The 24,038-nt window shown below is 72.9% G+C and carries 25 protein-coding genes; 4 read left to right on the forward strand and 21 right to left on the reverse strand.

Features of this window, described 5'->3' with window-relative positions:
- Positions 1 to 68: 68 nt before the first annotated feature.
- Positions 69 to 956, reverse strand: coding sequence for a peptidoglycan DD-metalloendopeptidase family protein (locus ACZ4YL_RS02445; protein WP_468113349.1), 888 nt, complete (start codon positions 954 to 956; stop codon positions 69 to 71).
- A gap of 235 nt (positions 957 to 1,191) precedes the next feature.
- Positions 1,192 to 1,560, reverse strand: coding sequence for a winged helix-turn-helix transcriptional regulator (locus tag ACZ4YL_RS02450; protein WP_468113350.1), 369 nt, complete (start codon positions 1,558 to 1,560; stop codon positions 1,192 to 1,194).
- A 92-nt stretch (positions 1,561 to 1,652) separates the two neighbouring features.
- On the opposite strand from ACZ4YL_RS02450, the gene ACZ4YL_RS02455 reads away from it, so the two are divergent.
- The gene (locus tag ACZ4YL_RS02455; RefSeq protein ID WP_468113351.1) at positions 1,653 to 2,492 is read left to right on the forward strand and encodes an SDR family oxidoreductase; all 840 of its coding nucleotides are present in this window, start codon (positions 1,653 to 1,655) and stop codon (positions 2,490 to 2,492) included.
- A 319-nt stretch (positions 2,493 to 2,811) separates the two neighbouring features.
- On the opposite strand, the gene ACZ4YL_RS02460 is transcribed toward ACZ4YL_RS02455, so the two are convergent.
- Complete coding sequence (locus ACZ4YL_RS02460; protein WP_468113352.1) at positions 2,812 to 3,501, reverse strand: TetR/AcrR family transcriptional regulator; 690 nt, start codon at positions 3,499 to 3,501, stop codon at positions 2,812 to 2,814.
- A 175-nt stretch (positions 3,502 to 3,676) separates the two neighbouring features.
- Here ACZ4YL_RS02460 and ACZ4YL_RS02465 point away from each other — a divergent pair, with 175 nt between their 5' ends.
- Positions 3,677 to 4,516 carry an MBL fold metallo-hydrolase gene (locus ACZ4YL_RS02465; RefSeq protein WP_468113353.1) on the forward strand — a complete coding sequence of 280 codons (840 nt, stop codon included), beginning with the start codon at positions 3,677 to 3,679 and terminating at the stop codon, positions 4,514 to 4,516.
- A 106-nt stretch (positions 4,517 to 4,622) separates the two neighbouring features.
- On the opposite strand, the gene ACZ4YL_RS02470 is transcribed toward ACZ4YL_RS02465, so the two are convergent.
- Positions 4,623 to 5,288, reverse strand: a complete 666-nt coding sequence (locus ACZ4YL_RS02470; RefSeq protein WP_468113354.1) for a response regulator — start codon at positions 5,286 to 5,288, stop codon at positions 4,623 to 4,625.
- Positions 5,285 to 6,259: a sensor histidine kinase gene (locus tag ACZ4YL_RS02475; RefSeq protein ID WP_468113355.1), complete on the reverse strand. Its 975-nt coding sequence runs from the start codon at positions 6,257 to 6,259 to the stop codon at positions 5,285 to 5,287. Before ACZ4YL_RS02475 ends, ACZ4YL_RS02470 begins: the two co-directional genes overlap by 4 nt.
- Before the next feature lie 291 nt (positions 6,260 to 6,550).
- Here ACZ4YL_RS02475 and ACZ4YL_RS02480 point away from each other — a divergent pair, with 291 nt between their 5' ends.
- Positions 6,551 to 7,021 carry a cation:proton antiporter regulatory subunit gene (locus ACZ4YL_RS02480; protein ID WP_468113356.1) on the forward strand — a complete coding sequence of 157 codons (471 nt, stop codon included), beginning with the start codon at positions 6,551 to 6,553 and terminating at the stop codon, positions 7,019 to 7,021.
- Between the two features lie 6 nt (positions 7,022 to 7,027).
- Positions 7,028 to 8,290: a cation:proton antiporter gene (locus tag ACZ4YL_RS02485; RefSeq protein WP_468113357.1), complete on the forward strand. Its 1,263-nt coding sequence runs from the start codon at positions 7,028 to 7,030 to the stop codon at positions 8,288 to 8,290.
- 66 nt (positions 8,291 to 8,356) lie between these two features.
- Here ACZ4YL_RS02485 and ACZ4YL_RS02490 read toward each other — a convergent pair whose 3' ends face one another.
- The 16 genes from ACZ4YL_RS02490 to ACZ4YL_RS02565 all read right to left on the reverse strand — a co-directional run bounded on the left by ACZ4YL_RS02490 (position 8,357) and on the right by ACZ4YL_RS02565 (position 23,934).
- Entirely contained in the window at positions 8,357 to 8,626 is a 270-nt protein-coding gene (locus ACZ4YL_RS02490) for a DUF3040 domain-containing protein (RefSeq protein ID WP_468113358.1), read from the reverse strand.
- 248 nt (positions 8,627 to 8,874) lie between these two features.
- Positions 8,875 to 9,936 (reverse strand): hydrogenase expression/formation protein HypE, encoded by a 1,062-nt coding sequence (gene hypE / locus ACZ4YL_RS02495; RefSeq protein WP_468113359.1) that lies wholly within the window; start codon positions 9,934 to 9,936, stop codon positions 8,875 to 8,877.
- Positions 9,929 to 11,107, reverse strand: coding sequence for a hydrogenase formation protein HypD (gene hypD, locus ACZ4YL_RS02500; protein ID WP_468113360.1), 1,179 nt, complete (start codon positions 11,105 to 11,107; stop codon positions 9,929 to 9,931). Before hypD ends, hypE begins: the two co-directional genes overlap by 8 nt.
- The gene (locus ACZ4YL_RS02505) at positions 11,104 to 11,463 is read right to left on the reverse strand and encodes a HypC/HybG/HupF family hydrogenase formation chaperone (protein WP_468113361.1); all 360 of its coding nucleotides are present in this window, start codon (positions 11,461 to 11,463) and stop codon (positions 11,104 to 11,106) included. The genes hypD and ACZ4YL_RS02505 overlap by 4 nt, the downstream gene beginning before the upstream one ends.
- Positions 11,464 to 11,498: 35 nt before the next feature.
- Entirely contained in the window at positions 11,499 to 13,823 is a 2,325-nt protein-coding gene (gene hypF / locus ACZ4YL_RS02510) for a carbamoyltransferase HypF (protein ID WP_468113362.1), read from the reverse strand.
- Positions 13,823 to 14,674: a hydrogenase nickel incorporation protein HypB gene (gene hypB / locus ACZ4YL_RS02515; protein WP_468113363.1), complete on the reverse strand. Its 852-nt coding sequence runs from the start codon at positions 14,672 to 14,674 to the stop codon at positions 13,823 to 13,825. The genes hypF and hypB overlap by 1 nt, the downstream gene beginning before the upstream one ends.
- Positions 14,675 to 14,677: 3 nt before the next feature.
- On the reverse strand, positions 14,678 to 15,079 hold the full coding sequence (locus ACZ4YL_RS02520; protein WP_468113364.1) for a hydrogenase maturation nickel metallochaperone HypA/HybF: 402 nt from the start codon (positions 15,077 to 15,079) through the stop codon (positions 14,678 to 14,680).
- Between the two features lie 138 nt (positions 15,080 to 15,217).
- The gene (locus ACZ4YL_RS02525; RefSeq protein WP_468113365.1) at positions 15,218 to 15,322 is read right to left on the reverse strand and encodes a DUF6893 family small protein; all 105 of its coding nucleotides are present in this window, start codon (positions 15,320 to 15,322) and stop codon (positions 15,218 to 15,220) included.
- Positions 15,319 to 15,864 (reverse strand): hydrogenase maturation protease, encoded by a 546-nt coding sequence (locus tag ACZ4YL_RS02530; RefSeq protein ID WP_468113366.1) that lies wholly within the window; start codon positions 15,862 to 15,864, stop codon positions 15,319 to 15,321. Before ACZ4YL_RS02530 ends, ACZ4YL_RS02525 begins: the two co-directional genes overlap by 4 nt.
- Positions 15,861 to 17,297, reverse strand: a complete 1,437-nt coding sequence (locus ACZ4YL_RS02535; protein ID WP_468113367.1) for a hypothetical protein — start codon at positions 17,295 to 17,297, stop codon at positions 15,861 to 15,863. The genes ACZ4YL_RS02530 and ACZ4YL_RS02535 overlap by 4 nt, the downstream gene beginning before the upstream one ends.
- The gene (locus tag ACZ4YL_RS02540; protein WP_468113368.1) at positions 17,294 to 17,998 is read right to left on the reverse strand and encodes a DUF6084 family protein; all 705 of its coding nucleotides are present in this window, start codon (positions 17,996 to 17,998) and stop codon (positions 17,294 to 17,296) included. The genes ACZ4YL_RS02535 and ACZ4YL_RS02540 overlap by 4 nt, the downstream gene beginning before the upstream one ends.
- Positions 17,995 to 18,678, reverse strand: a complete 684-nt coding sequence (locus ACZ4YL_RS02545) for a DUF5947 family protein (protein ID WP_468113369.1) — start codon at positions 18,676 to 18,678, stop codon at positions 17,995 to 17,997. The genes ACZ4YL_RS02540 and ACZ4YL_RS02545 overlap by 4 nt, the downstream gene beginning before the upstream one ends.
- On the reverse strand, positions 18,675 to 19,208 hold the full coding sequence (locus ACZ4YL_RS02550; protein ID WP_468113370.1) for a hypothetical protein: 534 nt from the start codon (positions 19,206 to 19,208) through the stop codon (positions 18,675 to 18,677). Before ACZ4YL_RS02550 ends, ACZ4YL_RS02545 begins: the two co-directional genes overlap by 4 nt.
- A complete protein-coding gene (locus ACZ4YL_RS02555) occupies positions 19,205 to 20,989 on the reverse strand; it encodes a nickel-dependent hydrogenase large subunit (protein ID WP_468113371.1) in 1,785 nt (594 codons plus the stop codon). Before ACZ4YL_RS02555 ends, ACZ4YL_RS02550 begins: the two co-directional genes overlap by 4 nt.
- Before the next feature lie 72 nt (positions 20,990 to 21,061).
- Positions 21,062 to 22,117, reverse strand: a complete 1,056-nt coding sequence (locus tag ACZ4YL_RS02560; RefSeq protein WP_468113372.1) for an NADH-quinone oxidoreductase subunit B family protein — start codon at positions 22,115 to 22,117, stop codon at positions 21,062 to 21,064.
- A 71-nt stretch (positions 22,118 to 22,188) separates the two neighbouring features.
- A complete protein-coding gene (locus ACZ4YL_RS02565) occupies positions 22,189 to 23,934 on the reverse strand; it encodes an enoyl-CoA hydratase-related protein (RefSeq protein ID WP_468113373.1) in 1,746 nt (581 codons plus the stop codon).
- Positions 23,935 to 24,038: the final 104 nt, after the last annotated feature.

Raw genomic sequence — 24,038 nt, forward strand, 5'->3', positions numbered from 1 at the left:
TCCTTCCCCGAAGGTGCAGGGGAAGGTTAGCCAGCGGAATCAATCGTTCCCGCAACAATGGCTTGTCTTCAGCACTCCCCTCGCCACTGGAAGCGCTCGATCGTCCGGCCCCCGGCGGGAAGGTTTCCGCGCCCCTCGTCCCAGCCGCGGTGCAGGCAGGCGCTGCCTCCCTCCCGGAAGTACACCTGCACGTGGTCGTAACCCGGCTGCACCGTCCCGTTGTTGAAGAAGGACCTGCGCAGCCCGCACGTGCTCCGGGGCTCGTCGGTCGCGGAGCGGCAGACGGTGCCCGTGCCGTCCGCCCCCGAGTAGAAGCAGACGTAGCCGGGCGGGCAGTCCTGCCAGGCGGGGGGCGGTGTGCCGGCGCAGTTGCGGCTGGTGACGCTCGGCCACTCCTTGGCGGCTCCCGAGTACTCGACCCCGTCGAAGTGGACCGGGACGCGGTGGCTCTCGTCGGTGAAGTCGCCCGAGGCCAGGTAGCGCTGCTCGTAGTGCAGGTGGGACCACTCGGAGGCGCCCGAGGTGCCGATCCGGCCGATCCGCGTGGACGGCTGGACGGTGTCGCCCTTCCTGACGTAGGCCGCCGGGTCGTCCTTCAGGTGGTAGTACGCCGTGAACCAGCCGTTGCCGTGGTTGATCTGGATGGTGTTGCCCGAGCCGTTGGTCCAGTACGTGGCGGACACCGTGCCGGCGGCGGACGGCTGGACGGGCAGTCCGTCGGAGCCGGTGTTGCCCTCCACCACGATGTCCAGCGCCGGATCGTGGCCCCAGGTGTTCAGCTGCCAGGTGGTTCCGCACGGGAACGGCAGCTGGAACAGCGGCTTCGCCGCAGCCGGGGCGGAGGCGGGCCCGGGCGCGGAGGCCGAGGCGGAGGCAGGCGCGGGCGTACCCGCCAGCACCAGTCCCGCCAGGCACATCAGCACCACCGCCCGCAGCCTGCTCGGATACCGCAGCACGTTTTCCCCTCCCGGCCCCTGTGGACGGCGCCCGGACGGGCGGTCTCCCGCGCCATGCTGGGGGTCGGGGCCCGGGTGGCACCACCTCGCAGCTACGAGGGTGGGGTGCGGGCGGCGGCCTGCTAAGGCCTGTCTGATCGTTGATCTTGCAGCAGGTCGAGGTGAGTTGACGGACGTTGCCGCAGGTGGACCACTGGGCGTTGATCGTGTCGCGGAGGCTCCGGCTACTCCCGCGCTATTCGCTGCGCGGCGGCAGCCGACGTGTGATCCGGTCGAACAGTTCCGTCAGCGGTTCGCCGATGTCCCGGCCGAAATCGGTCAGCCCGTAGGTGACCTGGGGCGGCGTCGTCGGCTCGACCTCCCGCCAGACCAGGCCGTCCTGGACCAGCGCGCGAAGGGTCTGCGCAAGCATCTTCTCGCTGATGCCCTGGATGCTGTCACGCAGCTCGTAGAACCGGAGGTTGTTGCTCCGCAAGGCGATCAGCACCCAGACCCCCCACCTGCTGGTCACGTGGTCGACCACATCGCGCGCGGCGCAGTCGGTGTGAAACACGTCACGGCTCTTCTCCGGGCCGGTCTGGGTGAGCTGCGCGCTTTCGGTCATGTGATGAGCTTACCCAGAGGTATGTCCTTACCAAAAGTTAGCCCTTACTCCTAGCGTCAAGGCCACGGACAACATCCGACAAGGAGCTGATCATGATCGTGGTGACCGGGGCTACCGGGAATATCGGGCGGCCGCTGACGCAGGCGCTGACCGAGGCGGGCCGGCAGGTGACGGCCGTTTCACGGCATACGGCGGCGGTGCCGGAGGGGGCCGTTCACGTCGTGGCCGACCTGGCCGAGCCGTCCGGCCTCAGGCCTGTGCTGGCCGGGGCGAAGGCGCTGTTCCTGCTGCTGTCCGGCGACCTGCACGCCGCTGGAGCCAGCCCTGCCGACATCATCGGCGAAGCCGCGGCCGGCGGGGTCCGCCGGATCGTCCTGCTCTCCACGCTGGGCGTGGTGACCAGGCCCTTCGGCCCGACGCGGATCGCGATGCGCGCGCTGGAGAACACGCTGCGGGAGTCCGGCCTGGAGTGGACCGTCCTGCGGCCGGGTGGCTTCGCCTCCAACGCCCTGTGGTGGGCCGAGTCCGTCCGCGCGCAGCGGGTGGTTGCGGCGCCCTTCGGCGACGTCGGGGTGCCGATCATCGACCCGGCGGACATCGCCGCAGTGGCGGCGGCCTGCCTGCTGGACGACCGGCACACCGGCGGTGTCTACGAGTTGACCGGCCCGGAAGTGATCACTCCGCGCCAGCAGGCGGAGGCCATCGCCGCCGCGCTGGGCTCGCCCATCAGATTTCACGAGCTCACCCGTGAGGAGGCGAAGGCCGCCATGGCCCAGAGCATGCCGGCGGAACTCGCCGACGACACCCTGGACATCCTCGGCTCCCCGAGCCCGGCCGAACTGCGTGTCAGCCCGGACGTCCAGCAGGCCCTCGGCCGCGCCCCGCGCCCCTTCGCCGACTGGGCCGCCCGCAATGTCGCCGCGTTCCGCTGAGACACCAGGCTCCTCACCCCACGGCATCGGGACCAAATCGGATACGTGTTCAGATCCTCAGGTACGACGGGGTAGCGGAGTAGGACGCCAATGGGCCGCGTGACGTCCTCGGGCACGAGCAGGAGGTCGCCGTTCGACCGCAGTGTGCCGACCTCGGGGTGATCGAGTGATGTGTGCGGTGGCTGGGAGCCGGGGACCGGACGCGTCTGCGCAGGTCGCCCGGCTCGCTGTCGGCGTGGCGTCCAGCGGTGCGCCGCCCTTGCGGGACTGCCCGTGCCTCCGGGGGCGGCCCTTCCGGCCTGCGGCCTTCCGTGGGCCTTCAGGGTGAGGACGCGTGTGGTGCCGGGCCGGGGGCCGGGCTCTGGGTGAGGCGCCGCGTGTGCGTGGTGGTGGGCACGGGCCGGTCCGGCTCAGGGGCGGTTTCCCGCGCCAGGCCGTTGAAGGTGGCGAAGACCAGACGTTCGGTCAGGCGTTCGACGCCTTGCCGGTCGTCGATGTGTACGAGACCGTCGATGAGCAGGACAGCCAGGCCGTGGATGGCGGCCCAGACCACGAATTCAGCGCCCGGGCGGGCTCCCGCGGGCAGGTGGCCCGTGTCGGTCAGACGGTCGAGTTCGGTGGTGAGCACGTCGTGCGGGTGGGGTGAGATGGCGGACTGCGCCGTTGTGGCGCCGCCGCGGAAGACGAGCCGGGCGACGGCCGGGTCCTCGACGGCCCAGGTGACATAGGCGCGCCCGCATGCGGCGAGACGTTCGGGACCCTGCTCCGGCGCCGCGTCCATGGTGTCGCGCAGGCGATTCCCCAGCCGGGCCAGCACGACCTCGGACAGGGCGGATACGAGTGCGTCACGCGAGCCGAAGTGGTGGTAGGCGGCGCTGGGGCTGACACCGACCCGCGCCGATGCCTCACGCAGTGACCAGCCGTCGGCACCCCGCTCTCGTACGAGGGTCTCCGCCGCGTCGAGCAGCGCGCCGCTCAGGTCCCCGTGGTGATACCGCTCCTTCGCCATGCCCCCATCTTAGCGGTGTTCAGATTGGATGTTACGCTCGGGCCGGAATCTCAACACTGTTCAGATGATCGGGAGTTGCGCCATGTGCCCCACCGACCCCACGCCTCTCGGCTCCGACGGCGCGCCGGATGTCTTGCAGAGCCCCCCGCCCGTCGTAACGGGATCTCCCGTCGAGGTGTCCGAGGGCGTTTTCGTCATCCCGGACCACCGCGTCGAGTTGGTCCCCAACATCGGCATCGTCCTCGGGGAGAGGGCCGCGCTGGTCATCGACACCGGCATCGGCCCTCGCAACGGCGCGCTGGTGCTGGAGCAGGCCCGGCGCCTGGCCGACGACCGCCGCCTGTACCTGACCCTCACCCACTTCCATCCTGAGCACGGCTTCGGCGCGCAGGCGTTCAAGGGCGCCGCCACGATCGTCTACAACAGCGGCCAGCGCGCCGAACTGCGGCGCAAGGGAGCCGGCTATCTCGGCATGTTCAAGGGCCTGAGCCCTGCGGTCGCCGCCGAACTCGAAGGAGTCGAACTGGTCGACCCCGATCTGGTCTACGAGGGCGAGGCCGAGATCGACCTCGGCGGCCGTACCGTGCTGCTGCGCGAGGTCGGTCCCGCGCACACCGGCTCCGACCAGATCGTCCTTGTGGACGGCCGGGTGCTGTTCGCCGGGGATCTGCTGGAGACCCGCATCTTCCCGATCGCGCCGTACTTCCCGCCCCACGACACCGACGTGGACGGCGAGGGCTGGATCGGCGTGCTCGACGACCTCGCCGCACTCGCCCCGCAGACCGTCGTTCCCGGCCACGGCGAGGTCACCGACGCCTCGCTCATCCACGACGTCCGCGACTACCTCACCTACGTCCGCGACGAGGCCCTACGGCTGCGCGAGTGCGGCAGCACCGCCGACGACACGGCCGCCGCCATCGACAGGAACGCCCGTACCCGCTGGCCTTCCTGGGAACGCCCCGAGTGGATCGGCCTCGCCGCCCGCGCCTTCTACGACACCAACGCACCGGCCTGAGCCCCGCAACCCCCGCCGATTCCGCGCGGCGAGCTCGGCCGCGCCGAGCGGGCAGGAACCCGATCCACTCCCCCTGGCGTCGTGTTCACGCCGAGGACCTTGCCCCCTACGGCTCGATGAGCCCGACCCGGATCGCGTACCGGGTCAGCTCCAGCCGGTCGCGCATGCCCAGCTTCTGGAGCAGGTTGGCCCGGTGGCGCTCCACGGTCTTGGCGCTGATGACGAGGAGGTCGCCGATCTCCTTCGAGGAGTGGCCTTCCGCGACGAGCTTGAGGATCTCCTCCTCGCGCTCGGTGACCGCCCGGGCGGGCAGCGGATCGCCCTGGCGGGCCCGGTCCAGGTAGTTGCGGATGAGGGTGGTCTCGGCCCCGGGATAGATGAACGGCTCGTCCCGGATCGCCGCCCGGCACGCCTCGACCAGATCGCGGTCGGCGACCGACTTGGGGACGTAGCCGGCGGCCCCGGCCTTGAGCGCCTCGAAGAAGTACTGCTCGTTGTCGTACATGGTCAGGATGAGGATGCGCAGCTCCGGCCGCAGCCGCGAGAGTTCCCGTGCGGCCTGCAGTCCGGTCATCCGGGGCATGGCCACGTCGAGGACGGCGAGGTCCACCTCCCGGGTACGGGCCAGTGCGACGGCCTCCGCCCCGTCCCCGGCCTCGGCGACCACCGTCAGGTCCGGCTCGGCGTCGAGGATGAGCCGGACCCCGCGCCGTACGAGGGCGTGGTCGTCGGCGAGCAGGACACGGGTCGGCGGCCTCCTGGATGTGGTCAACTCGTGCCCCCCGTGGTCGCGGTGGTGGCCGTGGTGACGGCGGGCACGTCCAGCCGTACGTCGGTGCCGCCCTGCGGGCCGCTGCCGATGGTGAGGTCCGCGCCGATCAGCAGGGCCCGTTCCCGCATGCCCTGGATCCCCGCGCCCTCGCCGGCGGGGCCGATGCCGTGGCCGTCGTCCCGTACCAGCAACCGGACCGCCCCGCCGGTCCGGCCCGACAGGTGCACCTCGACCTCGCTCGCGCCCGCGTGGCGGGCGGCGTTGGTCAGGGCCTCCTGGGCGACCCGGTAGACGACGAGCTCGGCCGCTTCGTCCAGCGGGGGCACCTGGGGGCCGATGACATGCCGCACGGTCAGCGATCCGCTGGTGAACTCGGCCGTCAGCGCGCGCACGGCACTGTGCAGCCCGAGCTCCTCCAGGACCCCCGGGCGCAGCCTGCGGGCGATGCGGCGGATCTCGTCCAGGCTGGTGCGGGTCGTCTCCTGCACCTGGCGGAGCTCCTCCCGCAAGGGGGCCGGGGCGCGGTCGGCGGCGTGCTTGAGCTGGAGCAGGACCGCGGTGAGGGTCTGGCCGACCTCGTCGTGGAGCTCCTGGGCGATGCGCCGTCGTTCGGCTTCCTGTGCGGAGAGGGCGCGGGCGCTGCTGCCGGCCCGCTCGGCCTCCAGCCGGCCCAGCATGGCGTTGAAGGAGGTGGTCAGCTCGGCCACTTCGGCGGGGCCCTCCACCCGTGCCCGGCCGCCGGGGCGCAGCAGGTCGACCGCGCTCATCGCGCGGGTCAGCCGGCCGAGCGGGGCCAGGCCGATCCGGAGCAGGGCGGCGTTGGCGATCAGCATGGCGGCCAGCCCGGCGAGCAGCACCACGGCCTCGCCGAAGAGGACCGGGGTGGAGACGGTGACCGGGCCGAGCAGCAGCAGGACGGCGGTGACGAGGACGGCCGCGTTGAGCAGGAAGATCCGCCAGTACAGCGACACGGGCGTCCCTCCCCTCGTTCCGGGGTCCGCCGCTCCGGCGGACCGCTCGCTTCCACTATCCCCGCCGATGCACTCCCGCACCTGCGGTGACCTGCGGTGGGACCGGTGTCCCCGCCTCAGCCTGTCGTGTGCCGGGGGCCTTGTCCATCCGTGCCGACACCCATATCCCGCCCCCTGCGCGAGATGGCACCATGAGCCCGCGCGGCAGCCGGAAGCTGCCCTGCGCCGACGCCGCGCCGCACCACCGCCGAACACGAAGCAAGGGGGGACAGAGCTGTGCCTGCTCCACGGATGAGCACCACGCCACTGCCCGGCATCGGGGTCCAGTACGACCTCACCACCCGCGAGCGGCGCCACCTGTCGGTGATCGCCCACCGCGACGGCTCCCGTACGGTGAACGTCTACCGTGCGGACGATCCCGACGCGTGCGCCCAGTCGCTGCACCTTTCCGGGGCGGAGACCGACGCGCTGATCGACGCCCTGATGCCCGCGCACCACAGCCCCAGCCTCCTGCACACCACCGACCTCGGGCTGGTCGCCGAGCGCATCGAGCTGTCCGCGCACTCGTACTGGAACGGCCGGCTGCTGGGCGAGACCCGGATGCGGACGGAGACCGGGGTCTCGATCGTGGCGGTGCTGCGGCGGGCCGAGGCCCGCCCCTCCCCCGCGCCCGACTTCCGCCTCGCCGGCGGGGACACGCTCATCGTGATCGGCACCCGCGAAGGCGTCGACGCGGCCGCCTCCATACTCGGACGGGAGTGACCGCCTGTGCACTCCGCCGTCTTCCTGATCGAGTTCGGTGCGATCATCCTGGGCCTGGGTCTGCTGGGCAGACTCGCCGGGCGCTTCCGCTTCTCCCCGATACCCCTGTACCTGCTGGCCGGTCTCGCCTTCGGAACGGGCGGGCTGCTGCCCATGGGCGCGAGCGAGGAGTTCGTGGCGATCGGCGCCGAGATCGGCGTCATCCTGCTGCTGCTGATGCTGGGGCTGGAGTACACGGCCACCGACCTGGTCTCCCATCTCAAGACCCAGTACCCGGCCGGGCTGGTCGACTTCACCCTCAACGCCGTACCCGGCGCGGTCGCCGCGCTGCTGATGGGCTGGGGGCCGGTGGCCGCCGTGGTCCTGGCGGGGGTCACCTGGATCTCCTCCTCCGGCGTCATCGCCAAGGTGATGGGGGACCTCGGGCGGCTCGGCAACCGCGAGACCCCGGTCGTCCTCAGCGTCCTGGTCCTGGAAGACCTGGCCATGGCCGTCTACCTGCCCATCGTCACCGCACTGCTGGCCGGGGTCGGCCTCGCGGCCGGCAGCCTGACCCTGGCGATCGCCCTCGGCGTGGCGGGCGCGGTGCTGTTCGTGGCCGTGCGCTACGGCCGGCTCATCTCCCGGTTCGTCTCCAGCGACGACCCGGAGAAGCTGCTCCTGGTCGTCCTCGGCCTGACCCTGCTGGTCGCGGGCATCGCCCAGCAGTTGCAGGTCTCCGCCGCGGTCGGCGCGTTCCTGGTCGGCATCGCCCTGTCCGGTGAGGTGGCCGAGGGTACGCACACCCTGCTCAGCCCGCTCCGGGACCTGTTCGCCGCGGTGTTCTTCGTCTTCTTCGGCCTGCACACCGACCCGGCCAGCATCCCGCCCGTGCTGCTGCCGGCGCTCGCGCTGGCCCTGGTGACCGCCGGCACGAAGATCGCCACCGGGTACTGGGCCGCGAAGCGCGCCGGGGTCGGGGTCAAGGGCCGCTGGCGGGCCGGCGGTACCCTCGTCGCCCGCGGGGAGTTCTCGATCGTCATCGCCGGTCTCGCCGTCACCGCAGGCATCGAACCGGCCCTCGGGCCGCTGGCCACCGCGTACGTGCTGATCCTCGTGGTGATCGGGCCGCTCACCGCCCGGTACACCGAGCCGCTGGCCGCCCGGTTGCGGGGGCGGCGCGCCGTGCACACCCCGCTGCTCGCGGCCGTGCCCTCCCCCGCGCGGTCCCCGGAGGCCGGGGCCGCTGCGGAGCCGGCTCCCGACCAGGATCCCGCCGGGCGGCCGTAGGCCGTCTCTTCCGGATCTTGCCGGGCGGGCCGGGCCCGGCAAGATCCGGAAGAGACGGCCTAGCCGTCAGGGAGGTGCCACCGGCTTCGCCCGACGGGGCGTACGGGGCTCCGCGCCCAGGCGGTTCACCGCCAGCGCGGCCACGACCAGGCCGGCCGCGAGCACGAGCCCGTTGGGCAGGGTGGCCCCGGCCACCGCGGCCCAGACCCCCAGGGCCACGGCCAGCCAGGCGCCCGCCCGGCGGTACGTACGGGGCCGGGGCCCGGGTCCGTGCGCGGGCCGGGGCCCGGGCCGGGCTCCGGGGCCGGTGGTCCTCACATCCTCGGATCGCGGCATGACCCCGCTCCTTTCCGTCGGCCGGGCCAGGGTGAAGGAGAGCGGGTGCACTGCCGAGGGCACGAGCCGCTCCACGTCAACGCCGTCGGGACGCCCGGGGTGTCCGGCGTCCGGGGCGTCCTCTCGAAGCAGTGGCGGCGCCTCCCGGCGGTGGCCGGGAAGGGATGCTGCGGGCACCCCCAGCATCACCCGGCCCACCGCCACCGCACATCGGGGCCGGCACCCATCTCGGGCGCCGGTCGCGCCGGTCAGCAGATGCGCGGCAGCTGCTCCCCGATCGGCAGGTCGACCACGCGGGTGCCGCCGAGGGCGGTGCGGGCCACGACCAGGCCCGGGTGGGCGTCGACGGCCTCACCGATCACGGTCGCGTGGCGGCCCAGCGGGTGGGCGCGCATGGCGTCGAGGACGGCGTCGGCGTGCTCGCGGGGCACGAAGGCGACCAGCTTGCCCTCGTTGGCCACGTAGAGCGGGTCGAGCCCGAGGATCGCGCAGGCGTTCGCGACGGCGGCGGGGACCGGGACGCGGCCCTCGTGGATCACGACACCGGTGCCCGAGGCGGCCGCGATCTCGTTCAGGGAGGCCGCCAGGCCGCCCCGGGTGGGGTCGCGCAGGACGTGGAGGTCCGGGGTGACCGCGAGCATGCTCCGTACGAGGCCGCCCAGGGCCGCGCAGTCGCTCTGGATGTCCACGCCGAATTCGAGCCCCTCGCGGACACTCATGATCGCCACGCCGTGGAGCCCGATCTCGCCGCTGACGATGACGACGTCACCGGGTACGACGCGCTGCGGGCGCAGGTCCACCCCGTCGGGGATGATCCCGATGCCCGCGGTGTTGATGTAGATGCCGTCCCCGTGGCCCGCTTCCACCACCTTGGTGTCGCCGGTCGCGACCTCCACGCCTGCGGCCCGCGCGGCGGCGCCCATGGCCTCGGCCACGCGCGCCACCACCGGCATCTCGACGCCCTCCTCCAGGATGAACCCGCAGGAGAGGTAGGCCGCTTCGGCTCCGCTCATGGCCAGGTCGTTGACCGTGCCGTTGACCGCGAGGTCGCCGATGGAGCCGCCGGGGAAGAACAGCGGCCGCACCACGTAGGAGTCGGTGGAGAAGGCCAGCCGGACCCCGCCCAGGGAGACGGCCGCGGAGTCGCCGAGCTGGGCGAGCACGTCGCCGCCGAAGGCGGGGGCGAAGAGGTGCTGGACCAGCTCGGCGGAGAGTGCGCCCCCGCCGCCGTGGCCCATGACCACACGGGGGCGGTCGCGGAGCGGGGCCGGGCAGGTCCAGCCCGTGATGTCGAGTGCGGTGTCAGACAACGGGGCTCGCCTCCAGCGCGGCGGTCGGGGCCGTCGGGGCGGTCGCGGCGGTCTTGGCGATCTTGGCGGCGGGCACGGTCCCCAGCTCCAGCCGCCGGTAGAGGTAGTACGCGGCGCAGGCGCCCTCGCTGGAGACCATGGTGGCGCCGAGCGGGCTGCGCGGGGTGCACAGCGTGCCGAAGGCCTCGCACTCGTGCGGTTTCAGCAGCCCCTGGAGCACCTCGCCGCTGCGGCACTCGGCCGGTTCACGGGTGTTGATGCCGGTGACCGAGAAGCGGTGTTCGGCGTCGAAGTCGCGGTAGCGCTCCGACAGCCGCCAGCCGCTGCCGGGGATGACGCCGATGCCCCGCCAGGCCCGGTCGGTGACCTCAAAGACGTCCTCCAGCATGGCGAGGGCGGCGGGGTTGCCTTCGGGGCGGACGGCGCGCGCGTAGGCGTTGTCGACGGTGTGCTCGCCGCGCTCCAGCTGCCGTACGGCCCGGCGTACGCCCTCCAGGATGTCCAGCGGTTCGAAGCCCGTCACCACGATCGGCACCCGGTGGCGCGCGGCCAGTTCGGGGTACTCGCGCACGCCCATGACGCTGCACACGTGCCCGGCGGCGAGGAAGCCCTGGACCCGGCAGCTCGGCGACTGCATGATCGCCTCGATCGCCGGGGGCACCCGGACGTGGGAGACCAGCAGGCTGAAGTTGGGGATGCCCAGCTTCTTCGCCTGGTGGACCGTCATGGCGTTGGGCGGCGCCGTGGTCTCGAAGCCGATGCCGAAGAAGACCACCTGGCGCTTCGGGTTCTCCTGGGCGATCCGCAGGGCGTCGAGCGGGGAGTAGACGACGCGTACGTCGCCGCCCTCGCTGCGCACCTGGAACAGGTCGCGGCCGGTCCCGGGCACCCGGAGCATGTCCCCGAAGGAACAGAAGATCACATCGGGGCGGGAGGCGATCTCCAGCGCCTTGTCGATGACCTCCAGCGGGGTGACGCACACCGGACAGCCCGGGCCGTGGATCAACTCCACCTGCTCCGGCAGCAGTTGATCGATCCCGTGCCGGATGATGGTGTGAGTCTGGCCGCCGCAGACCTCCATCAGGGCCCAGGGCCGGGTCACGGTGGCGTGGATGTCGTCGAGCAGCCGGCGGGCGAGGTCGGGGTCCTGGAACTCCTCGATGTACTTCACGGCTGGACTTCCTCCTGCGGTGCGGCGAGGGCGGGCGCGGGCCCGGGTTCGGGACCGGGATCGTCGGTGAAGGGCCAGGGCTCACCGCCGGCCGCGGCGGCCTGTTCCCACGGGTCGCCGAACTCCTCCTGGAGCATGCCGAGTTGCGCGAAGAGTTCGAGGGTCTGCTTGGCCGACTCCTCGTCGAGGCGCTGCAGGGCGAAGCCCACGTGGACGATGGCGTACTCGCCCACCTGGAGGTCCGGCAGATACTCCAGGCACACCTCCTTCTGCACACCGCCGAAGTCGACGGTGGCCATGCGGGTGCCGTCCTTCTCCCCGATGTCGAGCACTCTGCCGGGCACCGCCAGGCACATGGGTTTCTCCTTGCTGTGGGTGTGTCAGGGGGGTGTCAGGGGGTGTGGTGCGCGGCGGCCACCATGAGCTGGCCGAGGGCCAGTCCGCCGTCGTTCGGGGGGACCCGGCCGTGCCGCAGGACGGTGAATCCGGCCGCGCGCAGGCGCCGGGCGCACGCCGAGGAGAGCAGGGTGTTGGCGAAGACCCCGCCGGTCAGTGCGACGGTGTCCAGGCCGTGCCGCTCGCGCGCGAGCGCGCAGAGCGTGGCGACGAGGGCGGCGACGGAGGTGTGGAAGCGGGCGGCGATCAGCGCCGGGTCCGTGCCGGCGCGGACGTCGGCCACCACGGCGGCCAGTACGGGCGCCGGATCGGCGGTGACCGGCCCGCCGTCGGGGCCGGGCGCCTCGTGCAGGCCGAAGGTGTAGCCGGGTCCGGGGTCGGCTTCGCTCACGCCCAGGGCCGCGCCCTCCAGTTCGATGGCGGCCTGCGCCTCGTAGCCGGCGACGTGGCAGATCCCGGCCAGGGAGGAGACGGCGTCGAAGAGGCGGCCCATGCTGGAGGTCGGGGCACAGTTCAGACCCCGTTCCAGCTGACGCTCCAGCAGCGCGAGTTCTCCCGGCGGACAGGCCGCCGTGCAGGGCAGCTCCGGGGTCCGGTCGATGCCTGCGGCCCGCAGATGGGACAGCGCCATGCGGTACGGGCGGTGCACGGCCGCGTCGCCGCCCGGCAGCGGGACGTAGGCCAGGTGGGCGAACCGGGTGAACCCGGCGTAGTCGGCGAGGAGGACCTCACCGCCCCACACGGCGCCGTCGTCGCCGTAGCCGGTGCCGTCGAAGGCGACCCCGATCACCGGGCGGCCGGCGCCCCGGCCGTGCTCCGCCAGGGTGGAGGCGATGTGCGCGTGGTGGTGCTGGACGCGGACGAGCGGCCGGGCGCCCGCGGCGCGCTGCGCCCACCGGGCGGAGCGGTAGCCGGGGTGCCGGTCGGCGGCGAGGAGCACGGGGGTGACGCCGGTGATGGACTCCAGCTGCCGCTCGGCGCCTTCGAGGGCGTACTGGGTGGCGAGGTCGTCCATGTCGCCGATGTGGGCGGACAGCCAGGCCTGGCGCCCTTCGCCGAGGCAGAAGGTGTTCTTCAGGTCCCCGCCTGCGGCGAGGCTCGCGGGGACGGGCACCGGCAGGGTCAGCGGGAGCGGGGCGTACCCGCGCGAGCGGCGTACGGTCAGCGTCTCGCCGTCGCACACCCGCACCACGGAGTCGTCGCACGGCACGTGGATGGGGCGGTCGTGCGTGAGCCAGGCGTCGGCGAGGGCGGCGAGCCGGTCCAGGGCCTCGGCGTCGTCGGTGACGATGGGCTCCCCCGCGAGGTTCCCGCTGGTCATGACGAGCAGCCGGGGCCCCGGGGGGTCCCCGGGCAGGCCGAGCAGCAGGTGGTGGACAGGGGTGTACGGGAGCATCACGCCGAGGTCCGGACAGCCGGGCGCGACCCCGTCCGGGCCGCCTGCACCGGCGCGGCGGCGGAGCAGCACGATGGGCCGTACGGCGCCCGTGAGCAGCTCCCGTTCCTCGGGGCCGATGTGCGCGTACCGCTCGGCGTCGGCGAGGTCCCTGGCCATCAGGGCGAAGGGCTTGTCCCCGCGGGCCTTGCGCCGGCGCAGCTCGGCGACGGCGCCCGGGTGGGCGGCGTCGCAGGCCAGGTGGTAGCCGCCCAGGCCCTTGACGGCGAGGATCGCGCCGGCCGCCAGGAGCCCGCGGGCCTCGGCGACGGGGTCCGGGCCGGTGCTCTCGCGGGGCGGCCGCCCAGTGAGCAGCCTGAGGCGGGGGCCGCAGGCCGGGCAGGCGACCGGCTGGGCGTGGAAGCGGCGGTCGGCCGGATCCGCGTACTCCCGGGCGCAGCCGGGGCACATGGGGAAGGAGGCCATGGTGGTGTGGGCGCGGTCGTAGGGCAGCCCGGTGACGATGGTGAAGCGCGGCCCGCAGTGGGTGCAGGTGATGAAGGGGTGCCGGTGGCGCCGGTCGGCCGGGTCGGCCAGTTCGGTGAGGCAGTCGGCGCAGGTGGCCACGTCCGGGGAGACCAGCGTGCGGGCGGGGCCGCCGGTCCGGGAGGCGATGATGGTGAATCCGGTGCCGCCCGCGACGGGGACCTCCCAGTGGTCGACGGCGTCGACGACGGCCAGCGGGGGTGCGTCCGCCGCGAGCCGTTCGCAGAACCGCGACACCGCCGCCGGGGCGCCCTCGACCTCCGCGACGACGCCCTCGGAGGTGTTGGTGACGTGCCCGGCCAGGCCCAGCCCGGTCGCGCGGGTGTAGACGTAGGGCCGGAAGCCGACTCCCTGGACCACGCCCCGGACGGTGACCCGGCGCCGCTGCACCGCTTCCATCAGCGGGTCTGCGCGACCGTGTGGACGTGCGGGTGCGGGTGCTCGTGGTCGTGCTCGTGCTCGTGGTCGTGCTCGTGGTCGTGGTCGTGTTCATGCTCGTGTTCATGCTCGTGGTCGTGGTCGTGGTCGTGACCGCGGTCATGTCCGAGGCCGTGCGCGCGCTGCCGGCGGGCCATCACCGGCGTGTGCGTGCCCGTCCCGGCCCCGGCCGCCAGCGCCCGGTCGAGCAGGACGCCCAGGCCCTCACCCGCGCGCGCCGAGGTGAGCACCACCTCCACACCGGGATTGACCTGCTCGACGTTGGCGCGGAAGGCCGCCTCGTCGAACTCGACGGCTCGCGCGATGTCGGTCTTGGTGACCACCACCAGCTGGGCCAGTCCGAAGGCGGTCGGATACTTCAGCGGCTTGTCCTCGCCCTCGGTCACCGAGGCGAGCACCACCCGCAGCGATTCCCCGAGGTCGTAGCCGGCCGGGCAGACCAGGTTGCCCACGTTCTCCACGAACAGCAGCCGGGTGTCCTCGGGCAGCCAGCCGTCCAGGTGCCGGCCGAGCATCGCGGCTTCCAGGTGGCACAGCCCGTCGGTGAGGACCTGCTTGACCGGTACGCCCGAACGGGCCAGCCGTACCGCGTCGTTCTCGGTGGCCAGGTCGGCCGTCAGCGCGGCCACGGCCACGCCCCGCTCGCGTGCGAGGAGCAGTTCGCGCTCCAGCAGCGCCGTCTTGCCGCTGCCGGGGCTGGAGAGCAGATTGACCACCGTCGTACCGCGGGCGGTGAGTCCGGTGCGCAGGACCTGGGCGGCTTCGTCGTTCTTGGCGAGCACCGCCTGCCGCAGATCGACCACTCGGCACATGGTTCAGGCCTCCTCGGGAATCGGTTCGCGGGTACGGGCACCGGCGGGGCCGTCTTCCCAGCGCACGCTGAGGATCTCCAGCTCACGGCCCGACAGCAGTTCCACGTCGGTGGCCCTGCCGCATCCGGGGCAGCACAGTTCGGGGGGCATGCCCACCACCCAGGTGCCGGTGCCGGGGCAGGAGCCGCAGCGGGCGCGGGCCGTCACGGACTCCGTGAGGAGTTCGGCGCCTTCGAGGACCGTTCCGGCGCAGGCCAGTTCGAAACAGAAGGCCAGCGCGTCGGGGACCACCCCCGCCAGCTCACCCACCCGCAGCCGTACGGAGGTGACGGCCTGTGCGCCGCCCGCCCGGGCCGCCTCTTCCACCTGGCCCACGACGGCCATGGCGATCGACATCTCGTGCATCGGACTCCGTCCTGCCGGGGCTCATTGAACCGGCGGGACGGGGTCCGTGCGGTCGGGCACGCCGGTGCGCGGCGCGCCCCGTACGCCATTCGGGCGCCCGGGTGCGTACGGGCGCCCGTGGCCGCTCCCGCGGCGGTGTCACATCCGGCGCATGCGCAGGTAGCGCCGGAGGTCGGGGAGCATCTGCAGCAGGACGGCGGTGAGGGCGGCGGCCGCGGCCCCGCCGATCAAGGCCTTCTTCATGGGGTTCTCCTCAGTTCGCGGCGGGGCCGGTCGGTTTCGTCGTGGGTCCGGCCGTGGATCAGGTCCAGGGCCGTGCGTACGGCCTCCGGTACGGCGGCTGCCACGGGTGCGCTCAGTCCGATGCCCTCCTCGACACCGGCCGGTTCGCAGCCGAGCACCAGCGTGCGCCGCGGCGGGGTGGCTCCGGTCCCGGCGCACAGGGTGTCCAGCAGTGCGAGGACGGCGTCGGGGGACATGTGGTGGCCGTCGAGGACGGGCGGCGGCGCCCCGTCGCCGGCCGGCTGCAGGTCCGCGCCGCCGTCGGCCTCGATGAGGTAGAGCGTGCCCGGCTCGCCGCCGCGTGTGGTGGCGTCGACCAGCAGGAGTGTGTCGTAGCCGTCGAGGAGCTGGTAGGCGAGGTGGACGCCGCGCACTCCGAAGTCCACCACCTCGACCCCGTCGGGCAGGGGATGCTCGGCCAGCGCCCGCACGGTCTCGACGCCGAAGCCGTCGTCGCCGAGGAAGACGTTGCCGATGCCCGCGATCAGGACCCGGTCGTTCACGCGTCCTCCAGGGGGGTGACCTCGTCGGGCTGGAAGTAGAGGAACCTGCCCTGTTCCCGCCGGATGTCCGCGCCGGGGTCGTCCTCCACGGTGACGGCGAGGTGCACTCCCCCGTCGACGTCGTGCAGCACGGCCTCGACCAGCGCGGTGCGGCCCTGGAGGAACAGGTCCTGGGCGTCGGTGCGCCGCAGTCCGGGGCGGAGCAGAACGCGGCTGCCGGGGCCCACGGAGGCTCCGTCGATCGCGATCCGGTCGCGGGCCGGGTCCGCGGTGTCCGCCCGGGCCGGGTCCCACCAGGGGGTGTCGGGCCGGAACACCACGTCCTCGGAGGGGAGTTCCGCGATGAGCGGCGGCTGCTCGGGGCCGGTGACCTCGCGCAGGGCGCGTACGGCGCCGTGCAGCCGCTCCAGCACCTCGGGGGGCATCGATTCGGCGAGGTCGATCACGGCGGCCGCCCGGGCGTCGGTGCCGCGGGCCTCGCGCTTCTCCTGCTCGGTCAGGGCGGCCGTGCGCAGGGCGAGGATCTCGTCGATCTCGGTGGCGTCGTACATGGCGCCGACGCTCTCGGGGGCGATGGCGGGATGGTCCTCCAGGATGATCGGGGAGGACAGGACCACGTCGGCGCGGCCGGGTTCGCCCGCGAGCACCGGCCAGGTGTGCCGGTTCTCGCAGGCGGCCACGGCCTGCCCGGCCCATTCGGGCGGGTCGGTCATGGACAGGAACGATCCGGAGTCCAGGCCCAGCAGGAGGTGGGCGGCGACCAGCGAGTGGGGCAGTGCGGCCTCGCGGTCAGCGGGTCCGGCCCCGGGCGGCGGGGTCCACGGGCTGGTGTTCTCCACCACGGCCCGGAGTCGGAACACCCGGTAGGCGCCGGGGAGTTCGGTGGCACGCAGCCGCAGCACCCCCTCGATCTCCTCGGTACGGCGCACCAGGCGGCCCACGGCGTGCCCGCCGGCGTCCTGGACGGGCTCGGTGTCGACGCGGGCGGGGCGGTGGAAGGGGAAGGTGACGCCGTCCTCGCCCAGCAGCTCGGCGACGGGGACGGTCACCTCGACCCGTTCCTCGGTGCCCTCGTCCCAGGGGACGAGGACCCGGTCGGCCAGGTGCAGCTCGGCGACCTCGGTGAAACCGCCGTCGTCCGCGGCCTGTTCGACCGTACGCCGCTGCGCGTGCAGGAAGCGCAGCTCCAGGGCGAGGGTCGCCGCGCCCCGCGGTTCCATCAGGATCTCGGTCTGCTGGAAGACGTGCTCCTCGTGCGCGCGGCCCCAGGCCGGGGGCACGAGGACACCGAACTGCCAGCGCAGCCGGTTCTTCGCCGCCGAGGCCCGGTAGGGGTAGAGCACGTACCCCTCCAGCAGGACCGCGTCGGCCACCTGCCGGGCGACCGCGAAGCGGGAGTGGGAGTCGGCGTGGTGGGTGGTGGTCGTGGTCACGGAGCCGCCCTCTCGGTGAGGCGCGGCAGGATCGCGCCCAGCCGGACGGGACCCGGTGGGTCCTGCGGCTGCGGCGGGGCGGCCGCGTCGAGCAGGGCCCGTACGGTCGACTCCCACGAGGCGAGGGCGTGACGGGAGCGGAAGGCGAGCAGCTCGTCCATGGTGTCGCGGGGCAGCCGGAGCCAGCCGCAGCCGGGGAAGTGCTGTTCGACCATCTCGCGCCACACGGCCACGGGCATCCGGTACGCGGCTTCGCGGTCCCAGGGCACCGGCTCGACGCGGAAGCCGGCGTCACCGGTGAAGGCGGTGCCGGAGAACAGCATCAGCAGCGGTACCTCGCCCTCCGCCAGGGCTTCGAAGTACCGGGTGGCGGCGATGTCCATGTCGTAGGTGCAGGGCACGACCAGGTCGGTCTCGGTCTCCCCGGTGAAGCTCGGGACCATGACGGAGACCTGGGCGAACTGCACGGGCTGGAGGGTGTTGCCCCAGCGGGAGCGCTCGCCGAACAGGTCCGCGAGCCCGTCCGCCTCGGCGGGTCCGTAGCCGCGCCGGGCCGGTTCGATGCGGATCTGGCAGCGCAGGGCGATGGCGTGCACCCGGGCACCGCCGGCCGCGGTGATCCGCAGCCGGAAGACGAGGGTGGGGCCGGCGGCGTACGGGTCGGCGCGCACCCCGGTGCACGTGAAGGCGAATTCCGTCATCGGATCCCGCCCTCGTCCGTGTCCTCGTCCGCCGTCCGGGGCAGGGCCCTGGCCCGCCGTTCCACCTGCTCGAAGAAGGTCTTCAGCGCGGCCCGGGCCTCCGCCCCGCCGTCGAATCCCTGCCACAGCAGCCGCATCCGCCCCACCAGCTCGTAGCAGATGTCGATCGGGACCAGGTAGCAGTCGGTGCGGCCCTCCGAGCGGCGCAGCAGCAGCGCCTCGACGTCGGGTTCGAGGAGCGCGGACAGCCGGCCGCTGCCGAGTACGGTCTGCCAGGTCTCGGGGTCGAGCTCGCTCTCGGTGGCTCCGGCCGGGCTCGGGTAGAGGGCGACCAGCCGGTCGAGGGCGGCGTTGCGGAAGAAGAACGCGACGCCGACCGGGATCTGGAGGAGTTCCCACGCGCCGTCGTCGAGCCGGTGGACGGGGTCGGTGAGGTAGCGGTCCGGTACGGTCCGCAGGCGTCCGGTGCCCGCGCCGGGCCGGTCGAACAGCAGGGCGCAGGCGGTGCAGGCGCAGATCAGCGCGCGCTGTTCGGTCTGCACCAGGTGGCGGTGGCCGTCCTGGGGCACGGCGACCCCGCACAGTTCGCAGGTCTCGGGCCGGGGCGGGCGCGGGCCCGCGAACCGGCGCAGCCCGCGCGGGGCGCGCGGGCCGTCGTGGAGGAGACCGGGCCCGCTCACGGCACCCGCGCCGGGCTCGGGGGCCGGGTGCCGATCTGCAGCAGGGCGGGGGCGGGGGCCGCGGCGGGCTCCCGCTCCACGCTCGTCACCTCGGGGGCGAAGCAGGCCAGGGCGTCCTCCAGCGTCCGCCCGGCGTCGCTGCCGCCACCGGAGCCCGACCCGCAGCCGCAGCCGGTGGATGCGGCGGCGGGGCGCAGCCGCAGGACGCCGGTGTCCGCGTCGAAGCCGAGCAGTTCCACCGGTTCGCCGTGGGCGGCCAGGGCGCGGGCGATGCGGGTGTGCACGTCCTCGGGGTGCAGGCCGTGCAGGGAGAGCAGGCTCGCCACGAGTTCGTCGTCGCAGACCGCCTTCAGCGGCCCGTCCCCGACCTTCTCGACGATCCGGGCGAGCCCGGCGCCGTAGAAGTCCATGAGGACGCGCACCAGTTCCTCCGCCGCCGCGCACGCCGCCCGGTCGCCGGTGGCGGCGAGCCGGTCGAGCACCTCCTCGACCCGGCGCCCGGCCTGGGGGCCGTCGATCGCGGCCCTCATCCGCCCAGTCCGCTCAGACCGGTGGGCACGTGCATCGTCTTGACCGTCTTGCCGCCGCCGACGTACATGTGGACTCCGCAGGGCAGACAGGGGTCGAAGCTGCGGACGGCCCGCATGATGTCGATGCCCTTGAAGTTCTCCGGGGTGTTCTCCTCGAAGATCGGGGTGTTCTGCACGGCGTCCTCGTAGGGGCCGGGCGTGCCGAAGGTGTCGCGGGTGCTGGCGTTCCACGGGGTCGGCGGGTACGGGTGGTAGTTGGCGATCTTCCCGTCGCGGATCACCATGTGGTGCGAGAGGACACCGCGCACGGCCTCGGTGAAGCCGACGCCGAGCCCCTCGTCCGGGACCTCGAACTTCTCCCAGGTCTGGGTGCGCCCGGCGCGGACCTCGGCGAGGCCCTTCTCGGCGCAGTGCAGGGCGATGGCGGCCGCGTAGGCCTGGAAGTAGGTGCGCGCGCGGTTGCGTTCCAGCGCGTTGCTCCACTGCGGGATCTTCCACTCGAAGCGGGTCTCGGGCTTGGTCATCGTGCGCGGCAGGGTGATCACGACGCTGTGACCGGTGGCCTGCACGTAGTCGGTGTGGACCAGGCCCGACAGGGCGGTGGACCACAGGCGGGCGATGGGGCCGCCGCCGGTGTCCAGGGCCAGGTGGTCCTTGCCGTCGAACCAGCGGGGCGACATGACCCAGCTGTACTTGTCGTCGAAGTTCCGCTTCTGCGGGGCCGGGATGGTGTGCTGGTTCCACGGGTGGCGCGGGTCGACCGGGTTGCCGAGCGGGTCGTGGGTGACGAACTGCTCCTGGCCCTGCCAGTCGTCGTAGTACGAGCTGCCGAGCAGGATGCGGATGCCGAGGTTGATCTCGGTGAGGTCGTTGGTGACCAGTTTGCCGTCGACGATCACGCCCGGGGTGACGAACATCTTCCGTCCCCAGTCGGTCATGTTGGCGTACGTGAAGTCGCAGTACTCGGGGTCGTTGAGGGCGCCCCAGCAGCCGAGCAGGACGCGGCGGCGGCCGACCTCCTCGTAGCCGGGCAGAGCCTCGTAGAAGAAGTCGAACAGGTCGTCGTGGAGGGGGACGACCTTCTTCATGAACTCGCAGTACCGCATGAGGCGGCTCATGTAGTCCGTGAAGAGCTGGACGGAGGCGATGGTGCCGACGCCGCCCGGGTAGAGGGTGGAGGGGTGCACGTGGCGGCCCTCCATCAGGCAGAACATCTCGCGCGTGTAGCGGGAGACCTGGAGCGCCTCGCGGTAGAACTCGCCCTCGATGGGGTTGAGGGAGCGCATGATGTCGGCGATGGTCTTGTAGCCGTGCTCGCCGGCGTGCGGGGCGGGGGTGCGCTCGGCGAGCTCCAGGACGCCCGGGTTGGTCTCGCGGACCATCTTCTCGCAGTAGTCGACCCCGACCAGGTTCTCCTGGAAGATGTTGTGGTCGAACATGTACTCCGCGGACTCGCCCAGGTTGATGATCCACTCGGCGAGGTGGGGCGGCTTCACCCCGTAGGCCATGTTCTGCGCGTACACCGAGCAGGTGGCGTGGTTGTCACCGCAGATGCCGCAGATGCGGCTGGTGATGAAGTGCGCGTCGCGGGGGTCCTTGCCGCGCATGAAGACGCTGTAGCCGCGGAAGACCGACGAGGTGCTGTAGCACTCCGCGACCCGCTTCTGCTTGAAGTCGATCTTCGTGTGGATGCCGAGACTGCCCACGATCCGGGTGATCGGATCCCAGGCCATCTCCACCAGGCCGCTGCCGTCTGCGGCCGCCTTCGTCTTCGGTGTCATCGTTTCTGCCGTGACCCTTCTTCGGTGCGGAGAGCTGGAGTTGGGGGGTGCTTACGTGGGATCCCGGGGCCGTCACCAGGGCGGGCGGTAGCCCGTGGTCAGGCTGCGGCCGGTCTGCCTCCACTTCGGTTCCTCGTCCACGGTGTGGGCGGTGACCGACCGGAGCCTGCGGATCAGCGCGCCGTACGCGCTGCTCGCCTTCGTGGAGACCTTGGCACCGGGGGGTTCGTCCATGAACGGCATGAACTTGTCGGGGAAGCCGGGCATCGTGCAGGCGATGCAGATGCCGCCGACGTTCGGGCAGCCGCCGATGCCGTTCATCCAGCCGCGCTTGGGGACGTTGCACTTGACGACGGGGCCCCAGCAGCCGAGCTTGACCAGGCACTTCGGCGAGTCGTAGGTCTCGGCGAACTCGCCCTGCTCGTAGTAGCCGGCGCGGTCGCAGCCCTCGTGGACGGTGGCCCCGAAGAGCCAGGTCGGGCGCAGCTTGTCGTCGAGGGGGATCATCGGGGCGGAGCCGGCCGCCTGGTAGAGCAGGTAGGTCAGGGTCTCCGAGAAGTTGTCGGGCTGGATCGGACAGCCCGGCACGCACACGATCGGGATGCCGGCCTTCGAGGTCCAGTCCCAGCCCAGGTAGTCGGGCACGCCCATGGCGCCCGTCGGGTTGCCCTCCATGGCGTGGATGCCGCCGTACGTGGCGCAGGTGCCGATGGCCACGACGGCGAGGGCCTTGGGGGCCAGCCGGTCGATCCACTCGCTGGTGGTGATGGGCTGACCGGTCTCGGGGTCGTCGCCGAAGCCGCACCAGTAGCCCTCGGGCTTGATCTTCTCGTTCGGGATCGAGCCCTCGACCACCAGGACGAACGGATCGATCTCGCCCCGCTCGCCCTTGAAGAACCACTCGATGAACGTGTCGGCGCCGCCGACCGGGCCGCACTCGAAGTCGATCAGCGGCCAGTGCACGGCGATCTTCGGCAGACCGGGCAGCACGCCGGTCACGATCTCCTCGATGCTCGGCTGCATCGCGGCCGTCAGGGAAACGGAGTCACCGTCGCAGCTCAGACCCGCGTTGATCCAGAGAATGTGGATCAGCGGGTCCTCGACCGTGTCCTTAGTCGCAGTGGCCATGGGACGGCTCCTCGGGGAGGTGATCGGGAAGGGGCTGGGGGAGGCGGCCTGCCTCACCCACACCTTTCTTGCTAACAGCAGTCCGGCCCGGGCGCCGCGTCAGGTGCGGCCAGTCCAGTGACGGCGCGCGGCCTGACGGCCGACCCGCTCAGGTGGAGCGGGGTGGCGGCCGGGCGCTCCTTGCGGACGAAGGCGCGGCGCAGGGCGTGGTAGGGGGCGTCGGGGTCGAAGAAGGTCCGCCGCATCAGGGCCAGCTCGGCCTCGCGGTGGGCGGCGAGCGGCCGGACGGCCTCGTCGCGCTCGCGCGCGGCCTTCTTCGCGGCGATCCGGGAGGCGGTGGCGGGCAGGGCGGCGAGCCGGACCGCGAGGCGCTGCGTCTCGCGGGCGAAGTCCGCGGGCGGGCAGGGGACCGTGCGGTCGACCAGTCCGAGCCCGTGGGCGGCGGCGGCGCTCAGCGGGAGGGCCTCGCTGGTGAGGCGGTGCGCGAGTGCGGGGCCGACGCGACGGGGCAGGGTGTACGTCCAGTACTCGGAGCCGTGCAGGCCCATCAGGCGGTAGTGCGGGTTCAGGACGACGCCCGAACGGCACCAGACCTCGTCGGCGGCGAGGGCGAGCATGGCTCCTCCGGCGGCGGCGTTGCCGCCCAGCGCGCTGACCACGAGCCGGTCGGTGGTAGTCAGCACCGCCTCGACCAGGTCGTTCATGGCGTTGATGTTGGCCCAGGACTCCTCGGCCGGGTCGGCCGCGGCCTCGATGACGCCGAGGTGGATGCCGTTGGAGAAGAAGTCGCGGCCGCCGCCCAGCACCAGGACGGCGGTGGGACGGGTGCGGGCGGTCCGGTAGGCGTCCAGCAGGCGGCGGCAGTGCGCGGTGCTCATCGCGCCGCCGGGGAAGGAGAACGACAGGAAGCCGGCCTGGCCCTCCTCGTGGTAGCCGATGTCCGACCAGGCGGGACGGTGGGGACCGCTGTGCGGCGGCGCGGGGACCTCGGGAAGCGGGGGCAGCCGGTCCGCGAGCACGAGCGTGGCGGGGAGCCTGGGGACGGGCGGGCCTCCCCCCGGCAGGCGGCGGGCGCGCAGTTCCGGGATCCAGACGGCCCCGTCGGCCGTGGCCCGGCAGAGCGCCCCGTTCCGGGTGGCCAGCAGCTCGCCGGGGCGGCCGCGCAGGTGCTCCTCACGGTGCCCGCCGTGCAGGTACCACTCGCCGCCGAGCAGGTCGTCGCGTACGCCGGGCTGCGAGTCGGCGGCGCGCAGCGCGCGCAGGACGTCCTCGGTGGTGTCGCTCTCCCAGTCGATCCGGCGGTCCTCCTGGCGCAGGAGCGGCCGGGCGTGGCCGCCCGCCTGGGGCTGCGGGGTGTACGTACCGGAGGCGAACCGTTCCACCGCGAGCAGGACGGCCTCCAGCGCGGCGTCGGCGATCTCGCCGCGGTAGAAGTCGCTCTTGCCGACCGGTGGCAGGGGGCACTCGACGCTCGCCCAGACGTCGCCGGCGTCCATCTCCGCGTTGGCCTGCAGGACCGTCACCCCCCACCGGGGCTCGCCGTCCTGGACGGCCCGGTCGAGGGAGGAGGGGCCGCGGTCACCGACCGGCCCGGGGTGGACGACCAGGCAGGTGTGGGCGGCCCAGACCTCCTCGGGGATGGCGGTGCGCAGCATCGGGGCGAGCACGAGGTCGGGGCGGTGGCCGCGTACGGCGTCGGCCAGGGAGGCACCGGGCAGGGCGAGTTCGACCGCGACGTGGTGGCCGTGGTCGCGCAGCTCGGCGTGGACTCGCTGCGTGAGGCTGTTGAACGCGCTCGCCACGAGCAGGACGTACAAGTGATCTCCCAGCGGCGGCCCGGAGCCGCGCGTGCGCGGTACCCGGCCTGGTCGGCGGCCCGTGGCCGGAAGATGACCGGCCGCCTGAGATGGTCGGGGAGATC

It is taken from the genome of Streptomyces sp. NPDC030021, from assembly GCF_055574035.1.